This window comes from Yoonia sediminilitoris, from assembly GCF_003058085.1.
GTDB lineage: Bacteria > Pseudomonadota > Alphaproteobacteria > Rhodobacterales > Rhodobacteraceae > Yoonia > Yoonia sediminilitoris.
Genome location: NZ_QBUD01000004.1, coordinates 230690 through 252716, shown reverse-complemented (window position 1 = coordinate 252716; position 22027 = coordinate 230690). Strand labels below are relative to the sequence as shown.

At 58.3% G+C, this 22027-nt stretch carries 21 protein-coding genes; 14 read left to right on the top strand and 7 right to left on the bottom strand.

Going from position 1 to position 22027, the window contains the following annotated elements:
- Nucleotides 1-136: 136 nt before the first annotated feature.
- The 4 genes from C8N45_RS11125 (at nt 137) to C8N45_RS11110 (ending at nt 4932) form a co-directional block, all read left to right on the top strand.
- The gene (locus tag C8N45_RS11125) at nt 137-844 is read left to right on the top strand and encodes an ABC transporter ATP-binding protein (protein ID WP_108386313.1); all 708 of its coding nucleotides are present in this window, start codon (nt 137-139) and stop codon (nt 842-844) included.
- Nucleotides 844-3207 carry an ABC transporter permease gene (locus C8N45_RS11120; protein ID WP_108386312.1) on the top strand — a complete coding sequence of 788 codons (2364 nt, stop codon included), beginning with the start codon at nt 844-846 and terminating at the stop codon, nt 3205-3207. Before C8N45_RS11125 ends, C8N45_RS11120 begins: the two co-directional genes overlap by 1 nt.
- Before the next feature lie 3 nt (nt 3208-3210).
- Nucleotides 3211-4425: an efflux RND transporter periplasmic adaptor subunit gene (locus tag C8N45_RS11115; RefSeq protein ID WP_108386311.1), complete on the top strand. Its 1215-nt coding sequence runs from the start codon at nt 3211-3213 to the stop codon at nt 4423-4425.
- 102 nt (nt 4426-4527) lie between these two features.
- The gene (locus C8N45_RS11110) at nt 4528-4932 is read left to right on the top strand and encodes a c-type cytochrome (RefSeq protein WP_108386310.1); all 405 of its coding nucleotides are present in this window, start codon (nt 4528-4530) and stop codon (nt 4930-4932) included.
- Nucleotides 4933-4950: 18 nt separating this feature from the next.
- Here the strand turns inward: C8N45_RS11110 and C8N45_RS11105 are convergent, their stop codons facing one another.
- From C8N45_RS11105 to uxaC, 4 genes are read right to left on the bottom strand one after another with little or no spacing between them, the layout of a single operon-like run.
- Nucleotides 4951-6390, bottom strand: a complete 1440-nt coding sequence (locus tag C8N45_RS11105; RefSeq protein ID WP_108386309.1) for a mannitol dehydrogenase family protein — start codon at nt 6388-6390, stop codon at nt 4951-4953.
- Nucleotides 6380-7114, bottom strand: a complete 735-nt coding sequence (gene kduD, locus C8N45_RS11100) for a 2-dehydro-3-deoxy-D-gluconate 5-dehydrogenase KduD (protein WP_108386308.1) — start codon at nt 7112-7114, stop codon at nt 6380-6382. Before kduD ends, C8N45_RS11105 begins: the two co-directional genes overlap by 11 nt.
- Nucleotides 7111-7932, bottom strand: a complete 822-nt coding sequence (kduI, locus tag C8N45_RS11095; protein WP_108386307.1) for a 5-dehydro-4-deoxy-D-glucuronate isomerase — start codon at nt 7930-7932, stop codon at nt 7111-7113. Before kduI ends, kduD begins: the two co-directional genes overlap by 4 nt.
- A 15-nt stretch (nt 7933-7947) precedes the next feature.
- Nucleotides 7948-9354, bottom strand: a complete 1407-nt coding sequence (gene uxaC, locus C8N45_RS11090; protein WP_108386306.1) for a glucuronate isomerase — start codon at nt 9352-9354, stop codon at nt 7948-7950.
- A gap of 110 nt (nt 9355-9464) precedes the next feature.
- Between uxaC and C8N45_RS11085 the strand changes: the two genes are divergently transcribed.
- From C8N45_RS11085 to C8N45_RS11055, 7 genes are all read left to right on the top strand, one after another.
- Entirely contained in the window at nt 9465-10154 is a 690-nt protein-coding gene (locus C8N45_RS11085; protein ID WP_108386305.1) for a GntR family transcriptional regulator, read from the top strand.
- A gap of 194 nt (nt 10155-10348) precedes the next feature.
- A complete protein-coding gene (locus tag C8N45_RS11080; protein WP_108386304.1) occupies nt 10349-11467 on the top strand; it encodes an ABC transporter permease in 1119 nt (372 codons plus the stop codon).
- The gene (locus tag C8N45_RS11075; protein ID WP_108386303.1) at nt 11464-12243 is read left to right on the top strand and encodes an ABC transporter ATP-binding protein; all 780 of its coding nucleotides are present in this window, start codon (nt 11464-11466) and stop codon (nt 12241-12243) included. The genes C8N45_RS11080 and C8N45_RS11075 overlap by 4 nt, the downstream gene beginning before the upstream one ends.
- Nucleotides 12243-13442 (top strand): MlaD family protein, encoded by a 1200-nt coding sequence (locus tag C8N45_RS11070; RefSeq protein WP_108386302.1) that lies wholly within the window; start codon nt 12243-12245, stop codon nt 13440-13442. Before C8N45_RS11075 ends, C8N45_RS11070 begins: the two co-directional genes overlap by 1 nt.
- A 6-nt stretch (nt 13443-13448) precedes the next feature.
- Entirely contained in the window at nt 13449-14057 is a 609-nt protein-coding gene (locus tag C8N45_RS11065) for an ABC-type transport auxiliary lipoprotein family protein (protein ID WP_108386301.1), read from the top strand.
- A gap of 91 nt (nt 14058-14148) precedes the next feature.
- Nucleotides 14149-14481: a TraR/DksA family transcriptional regulator gene (locus C8N45_RS11060; RefSeq protein WP_211095465.1), complete on the top strand. Its 333-nt coding sequence runs from the start codon at nt 14149-14151 to the stop codon at nt 14479-14481.
- A 75-nt stretch (nt 14482-14556) separates the two neighbouring features.
- Nucleotides 14557-15438, top strand: a complete 882-nt coding sequence (locus tag C8N45_RS11055) for an MBL fold metallo-hydrolase (protein ID WP_108386299.1) — start codon at nt 14557-14559, stop codon at nt 15436-15438.
- A gap of 21 nt (nt 15439-15459) precedes the next feature.
- Here C8N45_RS11055 and C8N45_RS11050 read toward each other — a convergent pair whose 3' ends face one another.
- A complete protein-coding gene (locus tag C8N45_RS11050; RefSeq protein WP_108386298.1) occupies nt 15460-15807 on the bottom strand; it encodes a phasin family protein in 348 nt (115 codons plus the stop codon).
- A 107-nt stretch (nt 15808-15914) separates the two neighbouring features.
- Here C8N45_RS11050 and C8N45_RS11045 point away from each other — a divergent pair, with 107 nt between their 5' ends.
- Nucleotides 15915-18488, top strand: coding sequence for a cation-translocating P-type ATPase (locus C8N45_RS11045; RefSeq protein WP_245882638.1), 2574 nt, complete (start codon nt 15915-15917; stop codon nt 18486-18488).
- Nucleotides 18478-19194, top strand: a complete 717-nt coding sequence (locus C8N45_RS11040; protein WP_108386296.1) for a VIT1/CCC1 transporter family protein — start codon at nt 18478-18480, stop codon at nt 19192-19194. Before C8N45_RS11045 ends, C8N45_RS11040 begins: the two co-directional genes overlap by 11 nt.
- A gap of 10 nt (nt 19195-19204) precedes the next feature.
- Here the strand turns inward: C8N45_RS11040 and C8N45_RS11035 are convergent, their stop codons facing one another.
- Entirely contained in the window at nt 19205-19642 is a 438-nt protein-coding gene (locus C8N45_RS11035; RefSeq protein WP_168769455.1) for a host attachment protein, read from the bottom strand.
- 120 nt (nt 19643-19762) lie between these two features.
- On the opposite strand from C8N45_RS11035, the gene C8N45_RS11030 reads away from it, so the two are divergent.
- Nucleotides 19763-21292 (top strand): PAS domain S-box protein, encoded by a 1530-nt coding sequence (locus C8N45_RS11030; RefSeq protein ID WP_108386294.1) that lies wholly within the window; start codon nt 19763-19765, stop codon nt 21290-21292.
- Here C8N45_RS11030 and C8N45_RS11025 read toward each other — a convergent pair.
- On the bottom strand, nt 21280-22017 hold the full coding sequence (locus C8N45_RS11025) for a response regulator (protein WP_181868928.1): 738 nt from the start codon (nt 22015-22017) through the stop codon (nt 21280-21282). The genes C8N45_RS11030 and C8N45_RS11025 overlap by 13 nt on opposite strands.
- Between the last annotated feature and the right edge of the window lie 10 nt (nt 22018-22027).

Below are 22027 nucleotides of genomic sequence, written 5' to 3'. Positions count from 1 at the left end.
TGCTTTTTCGGCCAGCAAGATAGTCCCTTATCGCAGCTCACATTTGTCTGTCTTGCTTTGCGTATCGGCTCCGCTAGGATCAACCGGAAGCGGTGCTGTGTGCGGCAGTGCCGGATCAGACAGAAAGGTTTCATGCGTGCCAGAGACCGTTTTTCGCACTGAAGGCGTTACCAAGGTCTATCAAACCGGGGTGGTGAAGGTCTTTGCGCTGGACGGCGTCGATCTGGAACTTTTTGCGGGCGAACTGACGGTCTTGCTGGGCCCCTCTGGTAGCGGCAAGTCAACCCTGCTGAATATTCTTGGCGGTCTTGACCATGCGACTGAAGGCCGTGTCTGGTTTCGCGACACCGAACTGACCCATATGTCCGACCGTGGCCTGACCCAATATCGCCGCGACCACGTGGGTTTCGTTTTCCAGTTCTATAATCTGGTGCCCAGCCTGACTGCCCGCGAAAATGTGCAGCTTGTCACTGACGTGTCCCCTGATCCGATGCCCGCAGAGCAAGCTTTATCGCTGGTCGGTCTTGGCGAGCGTATGGACCACTTCCCGTCCGAGATGTCAGGCGGCGAACAACAGCGCGTGGCTATCGCCCGTGCCATCGCAAAACGGCCCGAGATTCTGCTATGCGACGAACCCACTGGAGCATTGGACAGCACAACAGGCGTGCAGGTTCTTGAGGTTCTCAAGGATATCAACGAAAGGTTTGGCACCACCACCGTCATCATCACCCATAACGCCGATATCCAGCGCATGGCGCATCGGGTGATCCAGTTCCAGGATGGCAAGATCAGCGACGTGAAGATCAATGAAACGCAGCTTGCCCCATCAGAGATTGTCTGGTGATGCCTGCACTTGATCGAAAATTTCTGCGCGATTTCATCCACTTGTGGAAGCAAGCCTTGGCGATTGCGCTCGTCTTGGCATGTGGCGTCGCAATCCTTCTTACCGGGATGGGCATGTATAAGGCGCTCAGCGACACCCGCAGCACATATTATGAACGCAACCGCTTTGCCGATGTGTTCAGCGCCGTGCGTCGCGCCCCTGACCGGCTGATCGCCGAACTGGCCGCGATTGAGGGCGTTTGGGCCGTGGAAACCCGCACTGTGGGTGAAACCGTGCTTGATTTGCCCGGCGTCGCCGTCAGCGTGACCGGGCGCATTCTGTCTTTGCCCAGTGACGGTCCGCCGCTCTTGAATGTGCCGATCCTGAAGAGCGGGCGCTATCCCGACCCTGAATCCACCAGCGAAGTGCTGGTGAATGCCAATTTCGCAATCGCCAATGGGTTTCGCCCCGGCGATAGCTTCTATGCCAATTTAAACGGTCAAAAGCGGGAACTGACCATCACAGGCACCGTCCAGTCTCCTGAATTCATCTATACCATCGGCCCCGGCGCGATCATGCCAAACAATGCCACCTTTGGCATCATCTGGATGCCAGAACGCGCGGTGGACGCAGCCTTTGATATGGCCGGAGCCTTCAACGATGTCACCTTGCAGGTCACCGCAGGTGCGCAGACCGCAAATGTCATTGATGCGGTTGACCGTCTGCTGGACCCCTACGGTGGTCTGGGCGCTTACGGTCGGGCGCTGCATCCTTCTGACGGTTTCATTGATGCCGAAATAAACCAATTGCGCATCATGGCGTCGATCCTGCCGCCAATTTTCTTTGGTATATCGGCCTTTCTGGTCAGCATGGTCATGGGACGGATCATTGCGTTGCAACGCAGCCAGATTGGTCTGCTCAAGGCCGTGGGATACTCCAACCTTGAGATCTGTTTACATTATCTGATGCTGGCGGCGATGATTGCAGTGCTTGGGGTCGCAATCGGATGGCTGGTTGGCAGCTGGCTGGCCCGTGAATTGGCACTGGAATATGCACTCTATTTCGACTTTCCTTTCCTGATTTTCACGATGTCGCCATGGGTCTATGCTGCATCGGGGCTGGCGGCACTTGTGACCACGTCGCTGGGTGCAACACAGGCGGTGATCAAATCGGCCCGTCTGGCCCCCGCTATCGCGATGCAGCCCCCTGCACCTGCCCAATTCAAACGGTCCGTGATTGACCGGGCAATGGTGGCGATGCGGTTAAGCCAACCAACCATCATGATCCTTCGCAGCCTGTTGCGCTGGCCAGTGCGCAGTGCGCTGACCATACTGGGGTTGGCACTTGCCGTTTCGACCGTGGTCGCGCCCTCGTTTTTCAATGACGCATTGGACAAGATCGTCGATAGCGCCTTTTACGATACCAACCGTCAGGACGCGATGCTGGTGCTTTCCCACGATATGCCGCTTGGCGTGGTTGATACGGCCGCCGATCTACCGGCTGTCCTGCAAGCAGAAGGGCAGCAGTTTCATTCCGTTATCCTACGCAACGGTTTTCATGAAAAGCGCACAATGATCGAGGCGCGCCAGCCTGATACAGACCTCAGCCGTGTCATCGGCATGGATGGCCAACAGATCAACGCACCCCCCGGCGGGGTTGTCCTGTCGCGCAGGCTGGCCGCGGACCTGCACGTGGGGGTCGGTGACAGTGTGACGGCCAAGTTCCTTGGTGGGCGGCAGGAAAGCCACGAATTGCGCGTCACAGGCATTATCGAGCAGTATTTCGGGCTTGGTGCCTTTATGGATCTGGATGATGTGAACGTGCTGCTGCGCCAGTCGACGCGCGTGTCGGTGGTGAATGTATCGCTGGACGACAGCCAGGTGCCCCAAATGCACGCGGCGCTGAAAGATATTCCCAATCTGGTCGGTGTTGTGATGATGACGGATTCGCGCAGGTCGTTTTCTGAAACAATCGAGCAAACCATTGGCTTGATGAACACCGTCTATCTCGTCATTGCGCTACTGATCACCATTGGTGTGACCTATAACGGGGCGCGCATCCTGTTGTCGGAACGCGCGCGGGAACTGGCAAGCCTGCGCATCCTTGGGTTCACCCGTGCCGAAGTATCGTATATTTTGATCGGTGAAACCATGTTGCTGGCCCTGTTGGCACAACCGCTTGGCTGGCTGATCGGGGCGCAGATTGCCACCGCGATGGCGACGGGCTTTTCCAGCGACCTGTACAATATGCCCGTGGTCCTGCGCCCGGCGATTTTTGCCAAGGCAAGTCTGGTGGTGCTGCTGGCTAGCTTCGGTTCTGTCATGCTGGTGCGGCGCAGGCTGGATAGGCAAGATCTCGTTTCAGTAATGAAGGTAAGGGAGTAGGCGATGACGTGGAAACCGCGCACAATTGGGCTGACAGCTATGGGTGCGGCCCTTGTGGTCGGGCTGGCCTATGTCACATTCCGGACCGATCCTGTCCCGGTGGACCTGCATACCGTCACCCGCAGCCCGCTTGTGGTGACGATCAATGCAGACGGCGTTACCCGGATCAAGGACATTTACGATGTGGCCAGCCCAATCACGGGCACCGCTCTGCGGTCGCCTGTGAAGGTGGGTGATCCGGTTGCGGCGGGCGAAACGCTGGTTGCTGCCGTCCGTCCGGTCACGCCGGGATTGCTGGACAGTCGCAGCCTGTTGCAAGCGCAAGCATCGGTACAAGAGGCCGAAGCGGCATTGCATGTCGCCCAAGCCGACCTTGCCCGCGCGATTGACGATCAGGATCTGGCCAAATCACAGTTTGAACGCACCCAAACCCTTGTGCGCCGCGAGGTTGCTTCGCTGACCCGTCTGGAAGACGCCGCACAGCGACTTGCCGTGGCCAACGCTACTGTTGAGGCCGCCAATGCCCGTGTCGATATGGCCGAAAGCACGCTGGCACGGACCAGAACCATGCTGCAAACCCCGGCAGATACCGAAGAGAGTACCGCAGTCTGCTGTCTTGAGATCAAGGCCCCTGCCGACGGTGTTGTTCTGTCAGTGGCAGACACCAGCGAACGGCCCGTGGTCACGGGTGCCCCGCTGCTGAAAATCGGCGATCCTGCAAATCTGGAAATTGTCGCTGACCTGCTTTCAACCGATGCGGTCCGTTTGCAAAAGGGGGCCACTGCGGTCGTGGATCGCTGGGGCGGTCCTGCGCCTCTGTCGGCAGTTCTGACCAGCATCGCGCCCGCCGCACAGACGAAAATCTCGGCGCTGGGGATCGAGGAACAGCGCCTTGATGCCATCTTTGACATCACCAGCCCGCCGCAGGATCGCGCCAGTCTGGGTGACGGTTTTGCGGTTTTCCTCCGGATCACGGAATGGCGAAAGGAAGATGTGTTGCAAGTTCCGCTGAGCGCCATTTTCAAACGTAACGACGCCTGGACGGTCTTTGTGGCCGAAGCGGGAACTGCGCGTGAGCAGACAATCAGCATCGGGCGCCAGAACAGACAGTTTGCAGAAGTCATTGATGGCCTGTCAGCAGGGGACAGGGTGGTCACCCACCCCAATGACCAACTTCAATCAGGTGCAACGATCATCGAAAGGACGGCTCTGAACTAACGCGCATTGTCTGATCTAGATCATGGCGGGGCCTCGTCAGCCAAACTAGGCTGATATCACTCAGGGCACGCGCCCCGCTGATCAACACAGGAAAGGACAGCCATGAAACGTCTGGCAATTACACTGAGCCTTCTGGTCTCTGCGACGACAGCCTTTGCACAGGATGCCGCAGTCGGGCGCGTACTTTATGAAACCCATTGCGCGACTTGCCACGGGCTTGACGCGCGTGGGCAGGGTCCGATGGCATCGGTGCTGCTGATCCAGCCCACGGACCTGACCCAACTGACAACCAAGGCGGGCGGAACCTTCCCCATATCAGGGATCATCGCCAAGGTGGATGGGCGCGACACGCTGTTGTCGCACGGGAGCCCGATGCCCGTGTTCGGCGGCTTTTTCGAAGGAAAAGGGGTGGCCATGCGTGGCGAAGAAGGGATTCTGATCATGACCAGTCAGCCGATCATTGATCTTGTCACCTTCCTTGAGTCCATTCAGGCACAGCCGCAATAGCATCGCCATCCCAAAGGGTCACGACCGCAGATAATCCCGCACAGCGCCATGAGCGCCCAAGCTGTCAAGCTTGTCATAGGCTTGGGCCACCGCCGCGCAGAAACCCACGTGTTTGGGAAGCGCCTTGCCAAAGACCTCTTCAATCCCCAAAAGCGCCGCAACCTTGTCGGACGCCGCGTCGCTGGTTTGTTTCAGCACGCCCGCCATCGGGTCGCGCACGTCAATCGCGGCACCATTCTCATCGACGCCGCCGACATATTTCATCCATCCCGCCACGGCCATGCACAGACCAGCAGGCACCCGCCCTGCGGCTAGGTTGTCTGCGATTGTCCCCAGTATGCGCTGCGGCAGCTTTTGGCTGCCATCCATCGCAATTTGCCATGTCCGATGACGGATCGCCGGATCGCGGTAGCGGTTCATCAGTGCCGCGCAATAGCTATTCAGGTCCTCCCCGTCGGGCTGCGGAACAACGGGCGTGATTTCATCCGCCCATAGCCGTTCGCAAAGTGCCGCAAAATCCGCATCGGCAACACAATCCGCAATCGTTTCAAACCCGGCAAGATACCCAAGATAAGCGAGCGTTGAATGGGTCCCGTTCAGGCAGCGCAGCTTCATCATCTCGAAAGGTTCCACTGACGCCACCAATTGTGCGCCCACCTGATCCCATGCCGGGCGGCCGCATGCAAAATCATCTTCGATCACCCACTGCCGAAACGCTTCATGCATCACGCAGCCCGGGTCGTAATAACCAGCGGTTTCGGCCAGTTGCGCAATGTCAGCGGCCGTTGTGGCAGGGGTAATGCGGTCGACCATCGTGGCGGGAAAAGTGACATGCGCCGCGATCCAGTCTGCCAGATCTGGGCTGTTCACTGCGCGCGCATAGTCCAGTACGACGGACCGAAGCACAGCCCCGTTCGCAGGCAGGTTATCACAGCTGAGCAAGGTGACAGGCCCGGCACCGGTCTTCTGCCGCACTTGCAGGGCAGCAACGATTAAGCCAACCGCTGACGCAGGCCGGTTCGGGTTTTCCAGATCTGCCGCAATGTCAGGATGCTGCCGGTCGATTCCGCCAGTCGCAGGATCATGCCCATAGCCTTTTTCGGTAATGGTCAGCGAAATGATCTTGATCGCAGGATCAGCCATGGCGTCGATAATCGCCGTGCGATCGGTGTCGGTTTGTGCTGCCATGACGTCCACGATCGACCCGATGATCGCGCTATCGGGTGCGGTCTCTGACGCGGTGACAGTGGTATAGACGCCGTCCTGCGGCAGCAGTTGGGCCCGCGCGGTCGGGCTGCGCAGGCTGACCGCGATAATCCCCCAATCGCCACCCGCCGCCGCCATCGCCTGATCGGTGTAAACCGCATTGAACGCCCGAAAAAAGGCACCTGGTCCCAGATGAACGATCCCTGCCCGGGGCTTTGGGCCCTTGCGTTGCAGCCTTGGACTATCGGGCAAGCCAGCCCCCGTCGACGTTCAGAACAGCCCCCGTCACATATCCTGACGCAGCGCCGCATAGAAACGTCACGGCACCCGCGATATCGGCCGGATCACCCCAGCGGCCCGCAGGAATCCGCGACAGGATTTCCGCGCTGCGCTTTGGGTCCTCGCGCAGGGCCGTGGTGTTGTTGGTAGCGATATAGCCGGGGGCTACCGCATTCACGTTGATCCCGTTACGCGCCCATTCGTTGGCCAGCGCCTTGGTCAGCCCCGCCACCCCATGTTTGGTCGCGGTATAGGCAGGCACGCGGATGCCCCCTTGAAAGCTGAGCAGCGAGGCGATGTTCACAATCCGCCCGCCCGCCCCGCGTGCCATCGCGGATTTGGCGAAACTCTGGGACAGCATAAAAACCGCCTTGAGGTTTACATCCATCACGTCATCCCAGTCAGCCTCGCTATAATCTACGCTGTCTTCACGGCGAATGATCCCAGCGTTGTTCACAAGGATATCGAGCGTCTTATGTTCTGCAACAACCGCCGCTGCCGCAGCAGGGTCGGCAAGCTCCAGCATCAGCGCCTCACCCCCGCCCATCATTGCGACGGTTTCATCACACGACGACCGACCGGCAGCGATCACATGGGCGCCCGCTTGGGCAAGACCGATAGCAATCGCCTGCCCAATGCCCGTATTGGCCCCCGTTACAAGAGCGCGTTTGCCGTCCAGCCGAAACGGATCTCTCATCGCAGGGTCTCCATCGACACCATGTCCATATCCGTGAAATCAATATTGTCGCCTGCCATTGCCCAGCAGAACGTATAGGACGCGGTGCCCGCCCCGCAGTGGATAGACCATGGCGGGGAAATCACCGCCTCTTCATTCGCCATGACGATATGACGGGTTTCATCGGGTTGGCCCATGAAGTGAAAGACACGCTGATCCTGTGGCACATCAAAGTAGAGATAAGCCTCCATCCGGCGGTCGTGCGTGTGCGCGGGCATGGTGTTCCAGATGGAGCCGGGGGCAAACTGGGTATAGCCCATCAAAAGCTGGCAGCTTTCGCAGACTTCGGGGTGCAGAAACTGGATAATGACGCGTTCGTTCGCAGTTTCACGCGCGCCCATTTCGACGCGGCGTGCATCAGACAGTCTGATCAGCGTTGTGGGGCAGGTGCGATGGGCCGGGGCGGAGAGCAGATAGAACCGCCCGCCTTCCATCGTCACCGGACCCGCCCCCATGCCGATGTACAAAACCTCGCCCCGTGCAATGCCGTAATCCTCGCCACCCACCGACACTTTGCCTGTCTCACCCAGGTTCAGGATCGCCATCTCGCGGCGCTCCAAAAAGGTTGCCGTTCCAGTTTCAGGCACATGGTCCAGCGTGAGAGGCCTGCTTTGGGGCACAGCAGAGCCAAGGATCAAGCGGTCATAATGCGAATAGACCAGCCGGATTTCATCCGGCTTGAATAGATCACCTACATGAAAATGTTCGCGCAGCTTGTCGGTATCAAAGCTCTTTGCTGCCTCGGGATCAATCGCATATCGGGTTTGGGTGTTTGTCATCAAGGCTCTCTCGTTTCAAAGGTTATAGGCTGTTTTGGCAAGCCCGTAGGCAAGGTCGGGGGCTATCTCAAAGGCCTCGGCCTCGCGGAGGCGGCCTGTGGTCACCAGCGTAGCAAGATAGGCGCTGTCCGCGCGGCGGGACACGTCATGGCGCGCCGGGATTGAGCAGAACGCCCGCGTGTCATCGTTGAACCCGGCGGTGTTATAGAAGCCGCAGGTTTCGGTCGTCGTTTCGCGGAACCGCTTGATCCCCTCGTAACTGTCGAAAAACCACCAGGGCGGGCCAAGCCTTAGCGCTGGATAGGCCCCGGCCAGTGGTGCCAGCTCGCGGCTATAGGCCGTTTCATCCAGCGTAAACAGGATGATCTTCAGATCGGGCTCCATCCCCACGGCATCCAGCAGCGGTTTGAGCGCAACAACGTAATCGGTGGGGCCGGGGATATCAAAGCCCATGTCCCGCCCGAACTTTGCAAAGACGGGTGCCGCGTGGTTGCGCCGTGACCCTGCATGTATTTGCATGGTCAACCCGTCATCAAGGCTCATTCTTGCCATTTCCAATAGCATCTGGCCGCGAAATGCCTCTGCCTCGATTGTTGTGAAATCGCCTGACAAAACCTTGGCAAACAGTGCTGCTGCATCGGCGTGCGACAGGTTTTCAGTATGCGCGCTGGGGTGGCCGTGATCGCTTGCCGTTGCACCGAAGGATTTGAAGAACGCGCGGCGCTTGCGATGGGCGGCAAGATAGCCGGTCCAACTTTGGGTATCTTCGTCCGTCAGGGCACCAAGGGCCGCGACGTTCGCGGCAAACCCTTCAAAGTCGGGGTCAACAACGGCATCGGGCCGGTAGGTCGTGACAACACGGCCAGACCATCCACTTTCACGGATTTGCCGGTGCCACGCCAGATCATCCAACGCCCCTTCGGTTGTGGCCAGCAATTCAATGCCAAACCGTTCAAACAAGGCGCGGGGGCGAAAGGCATCATCGGCCAGTTTTGCCTCTATCTGGTCATAGATTGCTGTGGCCGTGTCCGCCGACAGGACCTGATCAATCCCGAAAACATGTTCAAAGGAATGGTCCAGCCACAATGCGGACGGGGTGCCGCGAAACAGGTGGTAATTCTGCGCAAAGCGGGCCCAAACCTTGCGCGGGTCGGTTTCCGACGGCCCCTCGTCCAGACGCGGAATGCCAAGATCAGCCATGCGCACGCCCTGACTGACCAGCATCCGAAACACATAATGATCGGGCACGACGAACAAGTCAGAGGGGTTCGGAAACCTGCGATCTTCGGCAAACCAGCGTGGGTCACAATGCCCGTGCGGACTGATGATCGGAAGATCGGCAACCGACCGGTACAGCGCACGCGCGAGGTCTTTTTGTTTCTGTTCCGGCGGAAAAAGCCGATCTGGCGCGGTGAGCGGCATGGTTTGATATCCAAACTCAGGAAAACTGTACTGCTAATATGCTAGATGGTCAGTTGTGTCAAAATCATTTCTGCGCTAAAGGAGATCCCGTAATTTCAAGGGACACACCGATGGCAGCTTTGGACATTGCTCCGATTGAAACGCCCCAGGTTTCTGCAACAGACAGAGTCTTTGATACGCTTTATGATGCAGTCGTCTCGGTCGCGCTCCCGCCCGGTACCAAAGTGTCCGAAGGGGAAATCGCCAAACAACTCGGGGTGTCACGGCAACCGGTGCGTGACGCCTTCTTTCGGTTGGCTAATCTGGGTTTTATCGCGATACGGCCGCAGCGCGCCACGCTGATCACCCGGATATCGCTTGGCAAGGTGAACGACGCTGTCTTTACACGCACGGCGCTGGAAACCGAATGTCTGCGCACCGCGATGTCAAATTCTGGCAAGGCACTTCTCGCTGCGTTGCAAAGCACGCTGCAACAGCAGCAAGACGCCATTGGCGCAGAGACCGCCAGATTTCATACATTGGACGAAAGGTTTCATGAAATCATTTGCGACGTGGCTGGCCATGCGCACATCTGGACGCTGATCAAGGAACAAAAGGCCCATCTGGACCGCATCCGTTTTCTCAGCCTGTCCAAAGAGCGCCGCCAGATCGTATGTGACGAACACCAGTCCATCGTCTGCGCAATCAAACGGGACGATGCCGGAGCCGCTGAAGCGGCACTGCGCGACCATATCCAAGGCGTGCAGGCCATCGTAGAGCGTGTGCGTGCTGATTTTCCATCTTACTTCGAAAACGCCTGATGGGGGTGCGGGCATCACGCACCGGGTCCCAATGCTAACCATCTGGACTGCATTGCAAAAATTTCCCTTCACCTGACGCAATTGATGTTTGTCAAAATTTCCATCGTCGGCGAGAATTAACCTTGCTACTGTTGGCAAGACCCGTGCGCCCGGATGCGTGAACGGATAGTGTTGTCTGTGCAAGGGACAAACGGATGAATGCCCATTCACCAGATAGGTTGCAGCCTGCGCGGCTGACAGTCGTTGACCAAAGGATCGTGCTTTCTGGTGATTTGTTGATCGGGACGGTTGAACAACTCGATCTGGGACAAAAGGGGGCACAGGTGATTGACCTTGGGCAGGTCGGCCGCATCGACACGGCGGGCGCATGGGCCATCGTGACACTGGAGCGGCGTCTGCAACAGGCCGGGACTGCGCCGGAAATCACCGGTGCAAGCCAACTGCAAAGCGATCTCATTGGCACGGTTCGTCAGAACATGCCTGCAAAAGACGACCAAACCGAAAAGTCCATCACGCTGAATGACAGGCTGGAAATGGTTGGGCGCACAACCGTTGCATCCTTTCAAAAAATGATGGCTATCATCGGCTTTCTGGGTCAGACCGTTGCGACGTTTTTATCCCTTTTCGCGCATCCCTCGCGGATCAGGTGGACTGCACTCGTGCACCATATGCAGCAGGTCGGGCTCAGCGCCGTGCCCATCGTGGCGTTAATGTCGTTCCTGATTGGGGTCGTACTGGCCTTTCAGGGGGCGGCCCAGTTGCGCCAGTTCGGGGCAGAGGTGTTTGTCGTCGATCTGATCGCGATTTCGGTGCTGCGCGAATTGGGCATCTTGCTGACCGCCATCATCGTCGCCGGGCGGTCGGGGTCGGCCTTTACTGCTGCCATCGGGTCCATGAAGATGCGCGAAGAAATCGACGCAATGCGCACGCTTGGCCTGAACCCGATCGAGGTGCTGGTCCTGCCGCGTGTCATGGCCCTGATCCTGATGTTGCCGGTTCTGGGCGTGATCGCCAACTTTTCCGGGCTGCTCGGCGGCGCCCTGATGTCGTGGATCGAACTGGGTGTATCGCCGGGCGTTTTTCAGTCACGTCTGGCCAGCAATACCAGCGTTTGGCATCTGGGCGTTGGCTTGATCAAGGCACCGTTTTTTGCGCTTATTATCGGAATTGTCGGCTGTTTCGAAGGCATGCAGGTCAAAGGCGACGTTGAATCGCTGGGGCGGCTGACCTCGACCTCTGTTGTGTTAAGCATTTTCCTAGTGATTGCGGCAGATGCGCTGTTTTCCATATTTTTTGAATTGGTGGGCGTATGATCCCGGATGACCCGATCATCAGCGTGCGGGGGCTTGTGACCCGTTTCGGCAAACATACCGTACATGACGGGCTTGATCTTGACGTGCAACGCGGAGAGGTCATCGGCGTTGTGGGCGGGTCGGGCACCGGTAAATCGGTGCTGCTGCGGGCTGTCGTGGGGTTGCTGAAACCTGCTGGCGGGCAAATCACGGTCTTCGGCGAAAACGTGCGTGATACAGCACCCGAGGAATACCGCCGCCTGCGCCGCCGCTGGGGCGTCATGTTTCAAGGGGGCGCGCTGTTTTCATCGCTTGATGTACAGCAAAACGTCGAAGCGCCCATGCGCGAACAATTGGACCTGTCGCCGCAAACCCGCGCGGCACTGGCCGCGATCAAGGTCCGTATGGTGGGTCTGCCCGAAGACGCTTTGCACAAGTTTCCGGCCGAATTGTCTGGCGGTATGCGCAAACGGGCCGGATTTGCACGCGCCATCGCGCTGGACCCCGAAATCGTGTTTCTGGATGAACCGACCGCCGGGCTTGACCCGATCGGGGCTGCGGCCTTTGATACGCTGATCGGGCAGTTGCGCCGTGCGCTGGGGCTGACGGTGTTTCTTGTCACGCATGATCTGGACAGCCTGCACGCCATTTGTGACCGGGTTGCCGTGCTGGCCGAAGGGCGGGTGCTGGCCACCGGCACCATGGCCGAAATGCAAGAGATTGATCACCCTTGGGTTCAGGCCTACTTTAAGGGGCCGCGCGCCCGTGCGGCACTGGTCCAGAAAGCTGCAAGTTAATGGAAACACGCGCTAATTTTATCATTATCGGCTTGTTCGCGATTTTTGGCGTTCTGGGCGGGCTCGGCTTTTTTGTCTGGCTGTCCAGCGTGCAGATTGACCGGCAGTGGGCGCAGTATGGCATCCTGTTCGACAATGTGTCCGGTCTGGACCAGTCGGCTGATGTACTTTTCAACGGGGTTGGTGTCGGGCGTGTGGTCGGTATTCGGATCTGGGAAAAAGACCCCAGCAAAGTCTATGTGGCCATCGAGATCGACTCCAACACGCCCATCGCTGTGGATACGGTCGCACAGCTTGAATCCCAAGGGGTTACAGGCGTTGCCTATATCGCCCTATCGGGTGGGTCGCCAAACGCAGAACGGTTGACGCCTGAACTGGAAGGTCCGCCGATCATCCCCTCGCGGCAATCTTCTTTTCAGTCGCTGGTCAGTAGTGCGCCCGATCTTTTGGGGGATGCCACTGCGTTGCTGAAACAACTGGAAAAGCTGACTGGCCCCGAAAATCAGGAATATGTGCGCCGTATCCTGCAAAACATCGATGCGGCGACCGCCGGACTTGACACGGCACTGCAAGATTTTTCCGACATCTCGACCAGTCTGCGCAGAGCGGCTGACGAGATCACGCAATTCACAGACGGGTTGGATATTTTGCGCGACAGCGCCCAGACGACCCTTGGCAATGCTGATACGTCCCTAGCGACCATCACCGACACCTTCGAGACCGCAAATCAGACATTGGATGCGCTGCAACCCACCATCACACGGGCAAACGAGGTTCTGGCCGAGGTGCAAAGCCTGATGGAAAACGACCTGCCGCCACTTGCTGATGGGCTGCAAACAACATTGCAGAACGCCGACACCGCACTTGGCAGCGCCAATGATGCGTTTGCGCGGGCAGACGGGATCATGGCTTCTGACCTTGGGCCGGTTCTGTCGGACACGCAGCAGGCCATGGCAGCATTCCGCGAAACCATGACAACGCTGAACGCTGATATTCCGGGCATTCTGACCGATCTGCGCGCGGCAACCGCCGAGGGTCGCGGCGCCATTGGAGCGGCAGGACCGGGCATTCGCGATTTCAGCCGTTTGGCCAGCGAGGCGCGCACATTGGTCCGCACGCTGAATGATCTCGCCCGTAACATCAATCAGAACCCCACAGGTTTCCTGCTTGATAATCGCGTCCCTGAATACAGAAGGTAGACCCAGATGATGATACCCCGCCGTCTTGTGATACTTGGTCTGGCTTCGTTGCCGGGTTGTGCCGCAATCCAATCGCTGAATGAGGCCGCAACGCCGCGTGACACCTATGAATTGCAGCCTGTGCGCCGCGCGATGGCCGGCAGGCGGTCGGCAGGCACACTGCTGGTGCTGGACCCTACGGCACCGGCGGCAATTGCATCTGATCGTATCCTGATCCGGAAATCGCCCCTGTCTGTGACCTATCTGCCCGATGTGCGCTGGTCTGCTGCCGTGCCCGATATGCTGCAATCTGTTCTGATCCAGTCGCTTGCCGCGTCGGGGCGCATCGGGTTTGTAGGGGCGCAAGGGGCAGGGCCTGTCCCCGATACGGTACTTCTCTCGCGCATCGACCAGTTTGGTGTCGATGTGACGGGCGACGGCCAATTCCGCGTGCAGGTCGCTGTTGAACTGACAATGCTGCGCGACCGCGACCAGCGCGTCCTTGGGACGCGGCAATTCGCAGGCGATCTGCTGATTGGCAGCGACCAGCCCGAACCGATCACACGCGGTTTTCAACAACTGCTGGATAGCCTGCTGCCCGATGTGGTGGCATGGGTCACAACACGGTCCACCTGACGGATTTGCGAACGATGCATTGATCTTCGTCAATTGGGCCCGCGCCGATCCATCCAGAATAGCCAAGCCATTCATCGCAAGGAGACCTCCATTGGACATCAAACAGTATGAAACACTGATCAGTGACCGGATTGCCGAACTGACGAAGAACATACGACGGATCGAAAAGGATCTTGAGCAACCGCTGGACTCAGATCTGGAAGATCAGGCCATTGACCTTGAAGATGACGAGGTGCTGGAAGGGATCGCGCAGGCCAACCAGCAAGAAGTACGTTTATTGGGTCAGGCTCTGGACCGGATCAAAGACGGCACTTACGGCATCTGCCAGAAATGTGGCGATGATATTTCGCCCGAACGGCTGAATGCAGTGCTCTATGCGCAGGTTTGCCGGGTCTGTGCAGCGCAGGCCGAAGCGTCACGTTGATCCGGATCAATGTTGCCTTGGTCCGGGCGGCTATCTTGGCCCAATAATTGACCCAAGGCAGCGTGAGGAAACAACATGTCCTACCCCGTGAATATGTCCGTCAAACCCGATGTGTCGGCGTTTTTTGATGAGGCCACCAACACGATCAGCTACATCGTACATGACCCTGCCAGCGACCATTGCGCTGTTATCGACAGCGTGATGGATATCGACTATGCGGCGGGCCGCATTACCTTTGACAGCGCCGATGCGATCATCGCCGAAATCAAGCGCCGCGATCTGAAACTGGACTGGATCATCGAAACCCACGTTCATGCAGACCATCTGAGTGCCGCCCCCTATATCCAGCAAAAGCTGGGCGGTAAAATCGGCGTCGGTGATAAGATTACCGTGGTGCAGGACACATTCGGCAAGGTCTTTAACGAAGGCACCGAATTCCAGCGCGACGGGTCGCAGTTTGACGCGCTTTTCAAAGATGGCGACACCTACAGGATAGGCACCATGCAAGGGTTCGCGATATCAACCCCCGGCCACACGCCCGCCTGCATGGTTCACGTGATTGGCGACGCCTGCTTTGTCGGTGATACGCTTTTCATGCCTGATGGCGGGTCAGCGCGCGCCGACTTCCCCGGCGGCGACGCAGGAACACTTTACGACAGCATTCAAAAGGTACTGGCGCTGCCTGACGAGATGCGACTTTATATGTGCCACGATTACGGGCCAAACGGACGAGATTTCAAATGGGAAACGACAGTCGCCGAAGAAAAGGCCGACAACATCCATGTCGGTGGCGGCAAGACCCGTGAGGATTTCATCAAATTCCGGACCGAACGGGATGCAACACTTGGTATGCCACGGCTGATCATCCCGTCGTTGCAGGTCAACATGCGGGCGGGTGAAATTCCCACAGATGCAGACGGCAACGAGATGCTGAAAGTCCCGGTGAACAAGCTCTGACCATCGCAGCCAGAGCACACCCTAAAGGGGTGTGCTCTTGGCCCCGCCCGATGCGCGGGGCAGCAGTTCCATGCTCATCTTCAGCAATTTGCCGGTTTGGTCCGTATATTGCCGATAGGCTTTTTCAAAAAAGGCCAACTGCACCTTTTGAAAATCTGCGGGGCGCTTGCAGTGCAGCAATTGCTGCTGCACCTTCACATCTTCCTTGATCCTGTCCGCAACAAAGCCGATCATTTCCCTGTTCAGATCAGCCATGCTTTCGATCCACGCCGCACCCATGGCGGTCATTGGTCTGATGCCCACTTCTTGCAGATGTTCAATTGCCAATTCACCCGCCGACAGGGTGCTTTCAGTTGTCTTTTTTGCCATCGTCGCCTCCTGTGAACGAACAGATGGCGCGACGTTTAGCAGCAGTTATTAATCCCTGATTGATCTTGATCAACGCACAATGCACCCACATGACGGATTGCCATGTGATGAATGACGATCAGACAGTTGGGCTGACAAGCCAACAGGTTTCGGCTCTGCACAAGTCCCACGGGTGGAACGAATTACCGCAAACGGCGGGCCCTTCGGCGCTGCGTATCCTTTTGCGGCAGTTCACCAATGTTCTGGTGGTGATCCTTGTAATTGCAGCCGCCATCGCCTTTGTCGCGGGCGAGCGTATAGATACGATTGCAATCGGGGTCGTCATTTTTCTGAATGGGGCTTTGGGTTTTGTGCAGGAATGGCGGGCCGAGAATGCCCTGCATGCTTTGCGCAATATGCTGTCCCCGCAAGCGACCGTGCTGCGCAATGGCCGCCAGTTACAAATCCCGGCCCGTGATCTTGTGCCCGGCGATATCATCTTGGTTGCCACTGGTGACAGGGTGCCAGCAGACGCCGCGCTGATCGAACAGACCGCGCTTTCAGCTGATGAAAGCGCGCTGACCGGCGAATCCGTACCGGTCAGCAAAGACAGTGATGATGCCACCATCCTGATGGGAACAAACATCGTCGAAGGGCGCGGCATGGCGCGTGTTACAGATATTGGCACCCAGACCCAATTTGGCGAGATCGCGCTACTGACCGGCTCGGTCATCCCGCGCCAGACCCACATGCAACAGCAACTGGGCCAGCTCGCCCGGCAATTGGGTGCGGCGGCATTGATGATCGGGGCTGGCGTGATGCTGCTGGGCCTGCTTTACGGCCGCCCGGCGACCGAAATGTTCATGACTGCGATTTCACTGGCCGTCGCCATGGTACCAGAGGGGCTTCCCGCCGTTGTCACTATAACCATCGCACTTGGTGCGGCGGCATTGGTCCGGCAACACGCTTTAACGCGGCGCTTGCAAGCAATCGAGGCGCTTGGCGCGGCCTCTGTCATCTGCACGGACAAAACCGGCACCCTGACCGAAAACAAGATGACCGCCACGCGGATCTGGACTCCGCAAGAACAATACCAGATCACTGGCACTGGCTACGACCCCGCAGGGTATATTGCCGCCGGACAGGCCAAGCGCCGCGCGTCGAACGATCCGCTGCTAGCGCAGCTTTTGGCGGTCTGTGCCGGTTGCAACAATGCCACGCTCCAGCATGACCGGACCGGCTGGACCATGATCGGCAGTCCGACCGAAGGCGCACTGATCACCCTTGCCTACAAAGGTTGGGCGCCATTGCCTGACCCTGAAAACATTCTTGATGAACGCCCTTTTAACAGTGACCGCAAAAGGATGAGCGTGCTGCGCCAGACTGCAGATGGCCCGCAGGTCTTCACCAAGGGCGCGCCGGAAAAACTGCGCGATCTTTGCAGTGAAATTTTAGGGCCGGATGGGCCGGTGCCGCTGACGGACGCGGGGCGCGCGGAAATCGACGCCGCCTATACAGCACTTGCCGAAAACGGGCACCGGGTGATCGCTCTTGCGACCGCACCTGCCCCCGATGGCATCCTGCGCGAAGAAGGGCTGGTTTTTTTGGGATTGGTGGGCATCATCGACCCGCCGCGCCCGGAAATTCCCGATGCCGTGGCGCAGGCCCACTCTGCCGGGGCAAGGATCATCATGATCACCGGCGATAGTCCCGTCACTGCCAAGGCCATCGCGCAAAGCGTCGGCCTGCAACCCGACTGGGTCATCACCCACGACGCGCTGGCTGCCATGTCAGACGCCGACCTGGCGGACGGACTGGCGCAGGATATGCTGATTGCGCGTGCCCAACCTGCCGACAAGATGCGGATCGTGTCGCTGCTGCAAAAGCAAGGGCAGATCGTGGCCATGACCGGCGACGGGGTGAATGACGCACCAGCGCTCGAACAGGCCGACATCGGGATCGCCATGGGGATAAGGGGCACGGATGTTGCCAAGGATGCCGCTGATCTGGTGCTGCTCGACGATAATTTCGCCACGATAATCGCCGCCATGCGCGAAGGACGGCGGCAGTTCGATAACCTGCGCAAATTCGTGCGCTATCTGCTGTCGTCAAACGCGGGCGAGGTCGTGGCGATCCTTTGCAACATCCTGATCGGCGGGCCGCTGATCTTTCTGGCGACACAGATCCTTTGGATGAACCTGATCACCGACGGGCTGACCGCCGTGGCATTGGGGCTGGAAAAACCGGAACCGGGCCAGATGAAAGACCCGCCCCGCAAGATCAACGCCCCTGTCCTTGGCTGGTCCGGCTTTGCGATGATCGCGGTCTTTGGGGTCTATACGGGGCTTTGCAGCCTGTGGATTTTCTGGCAACTCCTGCCCGTTGACGAAACGCTGGCGCGAACGGCGGCGTTCACGGCCATGGTTGCGTTCGAGAAATTCAGCGTCTTTGCCTTTCGGTCGTTGCGGTCGCCCTGCTGGAAAATCGGGTTACTCAGCAATCCGTTTCTGCTGCTGGCGCTGGTAGTGACATTGGGCGCGCAGGTGGCGGCCGTCTATTGGCCACCCTTGCAGAGCTTGCTGCACACGACCGCGCTGGGCTGGGCAGAATGGCAGATGATCGGCCTGTTTTGCCTGCCGCTGATCCTTCTGCCAGAATTGATCAAAACGATCCGCATCACAGGAGATAGCAATGGCACTTGAACACGGGCATTCCATGGAAGAGATCGCAGCCCGGCTGGATCAGCAAAATAATGATAGCGGACGGCTGCGCGATGCGATTTTCGGCGGGATTGACGGGACTGTGACCACCTTTGCGATTGTCGCGGGTGTACAGGGGGCGGGACTGTCCACAGGCATTGTCGTGGCCCTTGGTCTGGCGAATGTGCTGGCCGACGGTTTTTCGATGGCTGCGGGCAACTTTTCGGGGACAAAGGCGCTTGCCGATGACAGGCGCAGGCTTTGGGCCGTCGAAGAGCGCCATATCGCCGTGAACAGGCAGGGCGAGTTGGACGAACTGGACCAGATCCTTGCGCGCAAGGGCCTGCGCGGTCAGGTCCGGCAGGATGCGGGCATCATGATCAGCGAGGACAAGGAACAGTGGATTTCCCTGATGCTGGCCGAAGAATACGGGTTGCCTATTACCGACCCGCGCCCGATTCAGGCCGCGTTTGTGATTTTCGGTGCCTTTGTGGCGGCAGGTATGTTGCCCCTTCTGCCCTATCTGATTGGATTGCCCGATGCTTTTTCATGGTCGGTTGTGACTTCGGCGGCCTGCTTTTTCGGCATCGGCGCTGCGAAATCACGCTGGTCGCTGGCGCCCTGGTGGAAGTCAGGCCTTGAAACCCTGCTGATCGGGGGGCTTGCTGCGGTTCTTGCATTTGCAGTGGGGCGCATGTTTCACCCCTAGAATCCCGCCCCTAAACGGGCAGAACATCCTCCAGATGCGCGGGCAGCTTGTCCAGCGGCAGATGCGTCAGATCCTTGGGAATGTCAGCGCGCAAAATGTCACGCAGGCGCGGGGTCAGACGGTCGCGCAGAAGGCCCAGCATCGCCGGAGGAGCCACCAGAACAAGCCGCTGAAAGCTGTCTTTGGCCTGCTCTGCATCCAGAAAATTGACGATATCTGTTGCGAAAGCTGCTGCGGCCTGTCCTTTCAGATCAGGGTCAGAGATATTGCCCCGGTCAGGGCCAAAGGGTGCTTTGGTCATCCCCGGTTCGTCCGATAGCTCTGTGACAGTGGGGGCTTGCAGTTCTTTCGTGCTGATCCCGTAGACGCCTTTGGCCGGCCCGTCGTTGACGGCAATACGGACGGCGGAAGTGTCCGCCAAAACGATCCAAGTCTTCGTTTTCTTCATCATCATTCTCCTGTCTTGCCTGCGCAAACTAGACTGGCAATCGAAGACAGATATGATCTATGTCATGGTGCGGGCGGAAGACTAGCTTATCTTGCGTCGATACCAGACAGTAGGCGCGTAATGAATGACCGAACCTCTGATACTCATCTCTTGGGCGCGTTGCTTGACGCAATACCAGACGCCGTTGTGATGAGTGACGCGGCGGGTACGATTACTCGCGCCAACAGTGCGGCGGGCAAACTGTTCGGCCACGACCCGGCCGACATGGTGGGCAATCGGGTAAATATGATCATGCCCCGCGCGCTGGCGAAACGGCATGATGATTTCATGCAGGGGCATCTGGAGACAGGGCAGGCCCGGATTATCGGTCGCGGTCGCACGGTCGAAGGGCTTCGGCGCAATGGTGACACCTTTCCATTGCATCTGTCGATCGGGCGGGCCGACCACGACGGGGGCCCACATTTTGTCGCCATCCTGCATGACCTCTCTCAGCGGCACGCCACCCAAGAGGCGCTGTCCCGCTCTGCCCGGCTTGATGCCATTGGGCAGATGACCGGTGGCATCAGCCATGATTTCAGCAACCTGCTGACGGTCGTGATCGGCAATCTTGAACTGTTGGAACCCCATCTGTCCGATGATACCGCGCAAGCGATGGTGCGCGATGCGCTTGAAGCTGCCGAACTGGGCGCAGACCTGACGGACGGACTGAACGCCTTTGCGCGCAAGGCACCGAGCCACAGTCAGCCCACGGACATAAATACATCGTGTAATGCCGCCCTTTCGCTGTTGCGGCGCACCTTTGATCCCCGTTATGTCATCACGGCGCATTTGAGTGAGGATCTACCGCCGGTTATTACCGACAGCACGCAACTGCAATCTGCCCTGATCAATATCGCACTGAACGCCCGCGAAGCTATGGGCGATGGGGGGACGCTGATCGTCAAGACCGAACTGGTAGATATCGACGACACCTATATTGCCCAGGAACTTGATGTGGCCCAAGGCGCCTATGTGCGCATCAGCGTTGCCGACACCGGGCGCGGCATGGGGCCTGATACGCAACAGCGGGTGTTTGAACCGTTTTTTACGACCAAGCCTGTCGGCAAAGGCAGCGGATTGGGGCTGGCGATGGTCTATGGGTTCGTGCGGCAATCGGGCGGGCATGTCACAGTCTATAGTGAGATCGGGCACGGCACGACGATTGGGCTGTATTTTCCAATTATTGATCCGCTGAATGCAAATACATCACAACAAAACAACGATATTCATCCGCCGCGCGGCAAGGACCAGACGGTGCTGATCGTCGAAGACAATGCGCAGGTTCGCAAGCTAAGCGTCGCGCGGGTGAATGACTTGGGCTACAACGTCCGCGAGGCTGATAGCGGGGACACGGCTGCCGGTATCCTGCGCGATGACCCTGACATTGACGCCGTCTTTACCGACCTTGTCATGCCCGGGGACCTGGACGGGTTGGCGCTGGCGCGACACGTCGTAGCCACCTACCCGCATATCCGCGTCTTGCTCACCTCCGGCTACGCCGAAGATATCCTGAGCCGACAAGGCGAAACACTGAACCACGAAATTCTGTGCAAACCTTATCGGCAATCTGATTTGGCCAAGGCACTTGCGGCGCTGTTTCAGGCCCGCTGATCCTCTTTCTTTTCGACTTCGCAGGTGAAGGAATAGCCGATCCCCCGGATGGTCGAAATCAGCTTTGGACGTGCAGGGTCCCGTTCGATTTTCTTACGTAGCCTTGCAATCTGGTTGTCGATGGTACGGTCCAGCGGGGCATAGCTGTGTCCGCCAACCAGATCCATCAACTGTTCGCGCGACAGGACGCGTTTAGGGCGCGTCAGAAAGACCTCAAGCAGTTTGAATTCGCCGCTGGTCAAATCGACCGATTTGCCATCGCGATCCCACAATGACATCTGGTCAAGGACAACATTCATCCCGTCAAAGCACAAACAGTCGCTTGGCACACCAGTAGCAGCAGGCGGCGCGATCCCGCGCGCACGCCGCAAGACTGACCTGATTCGTGCGACGACCTCGCGGGGGTGAAACGGTTTGGTGATATAGTCATCTGCACCAATCTCCAGCCCCACGACCCGGTCGATCACGTCTTGCTTGGCCGTGACCATGATGATCGGCACATCTGATTTAGTTCTTATCTGGCGCGCAATCTCGACCCCGTCGTCCGGACCAAGGTTAAGATCGAGGGTAATCAGATCAATGGGGGCATGGGCCACAGCATTCAGCGTACTGTGCCTGTCAAAAGCTTCGACGACGCTGTTTCCATCGCCTTCAAGGCAGCGACGCAGCAGCGTCCTAATCTTCGGGTCGTCGTCAACGACCAAGATTGTTGCATTGTTCACCATGCTCACCCAC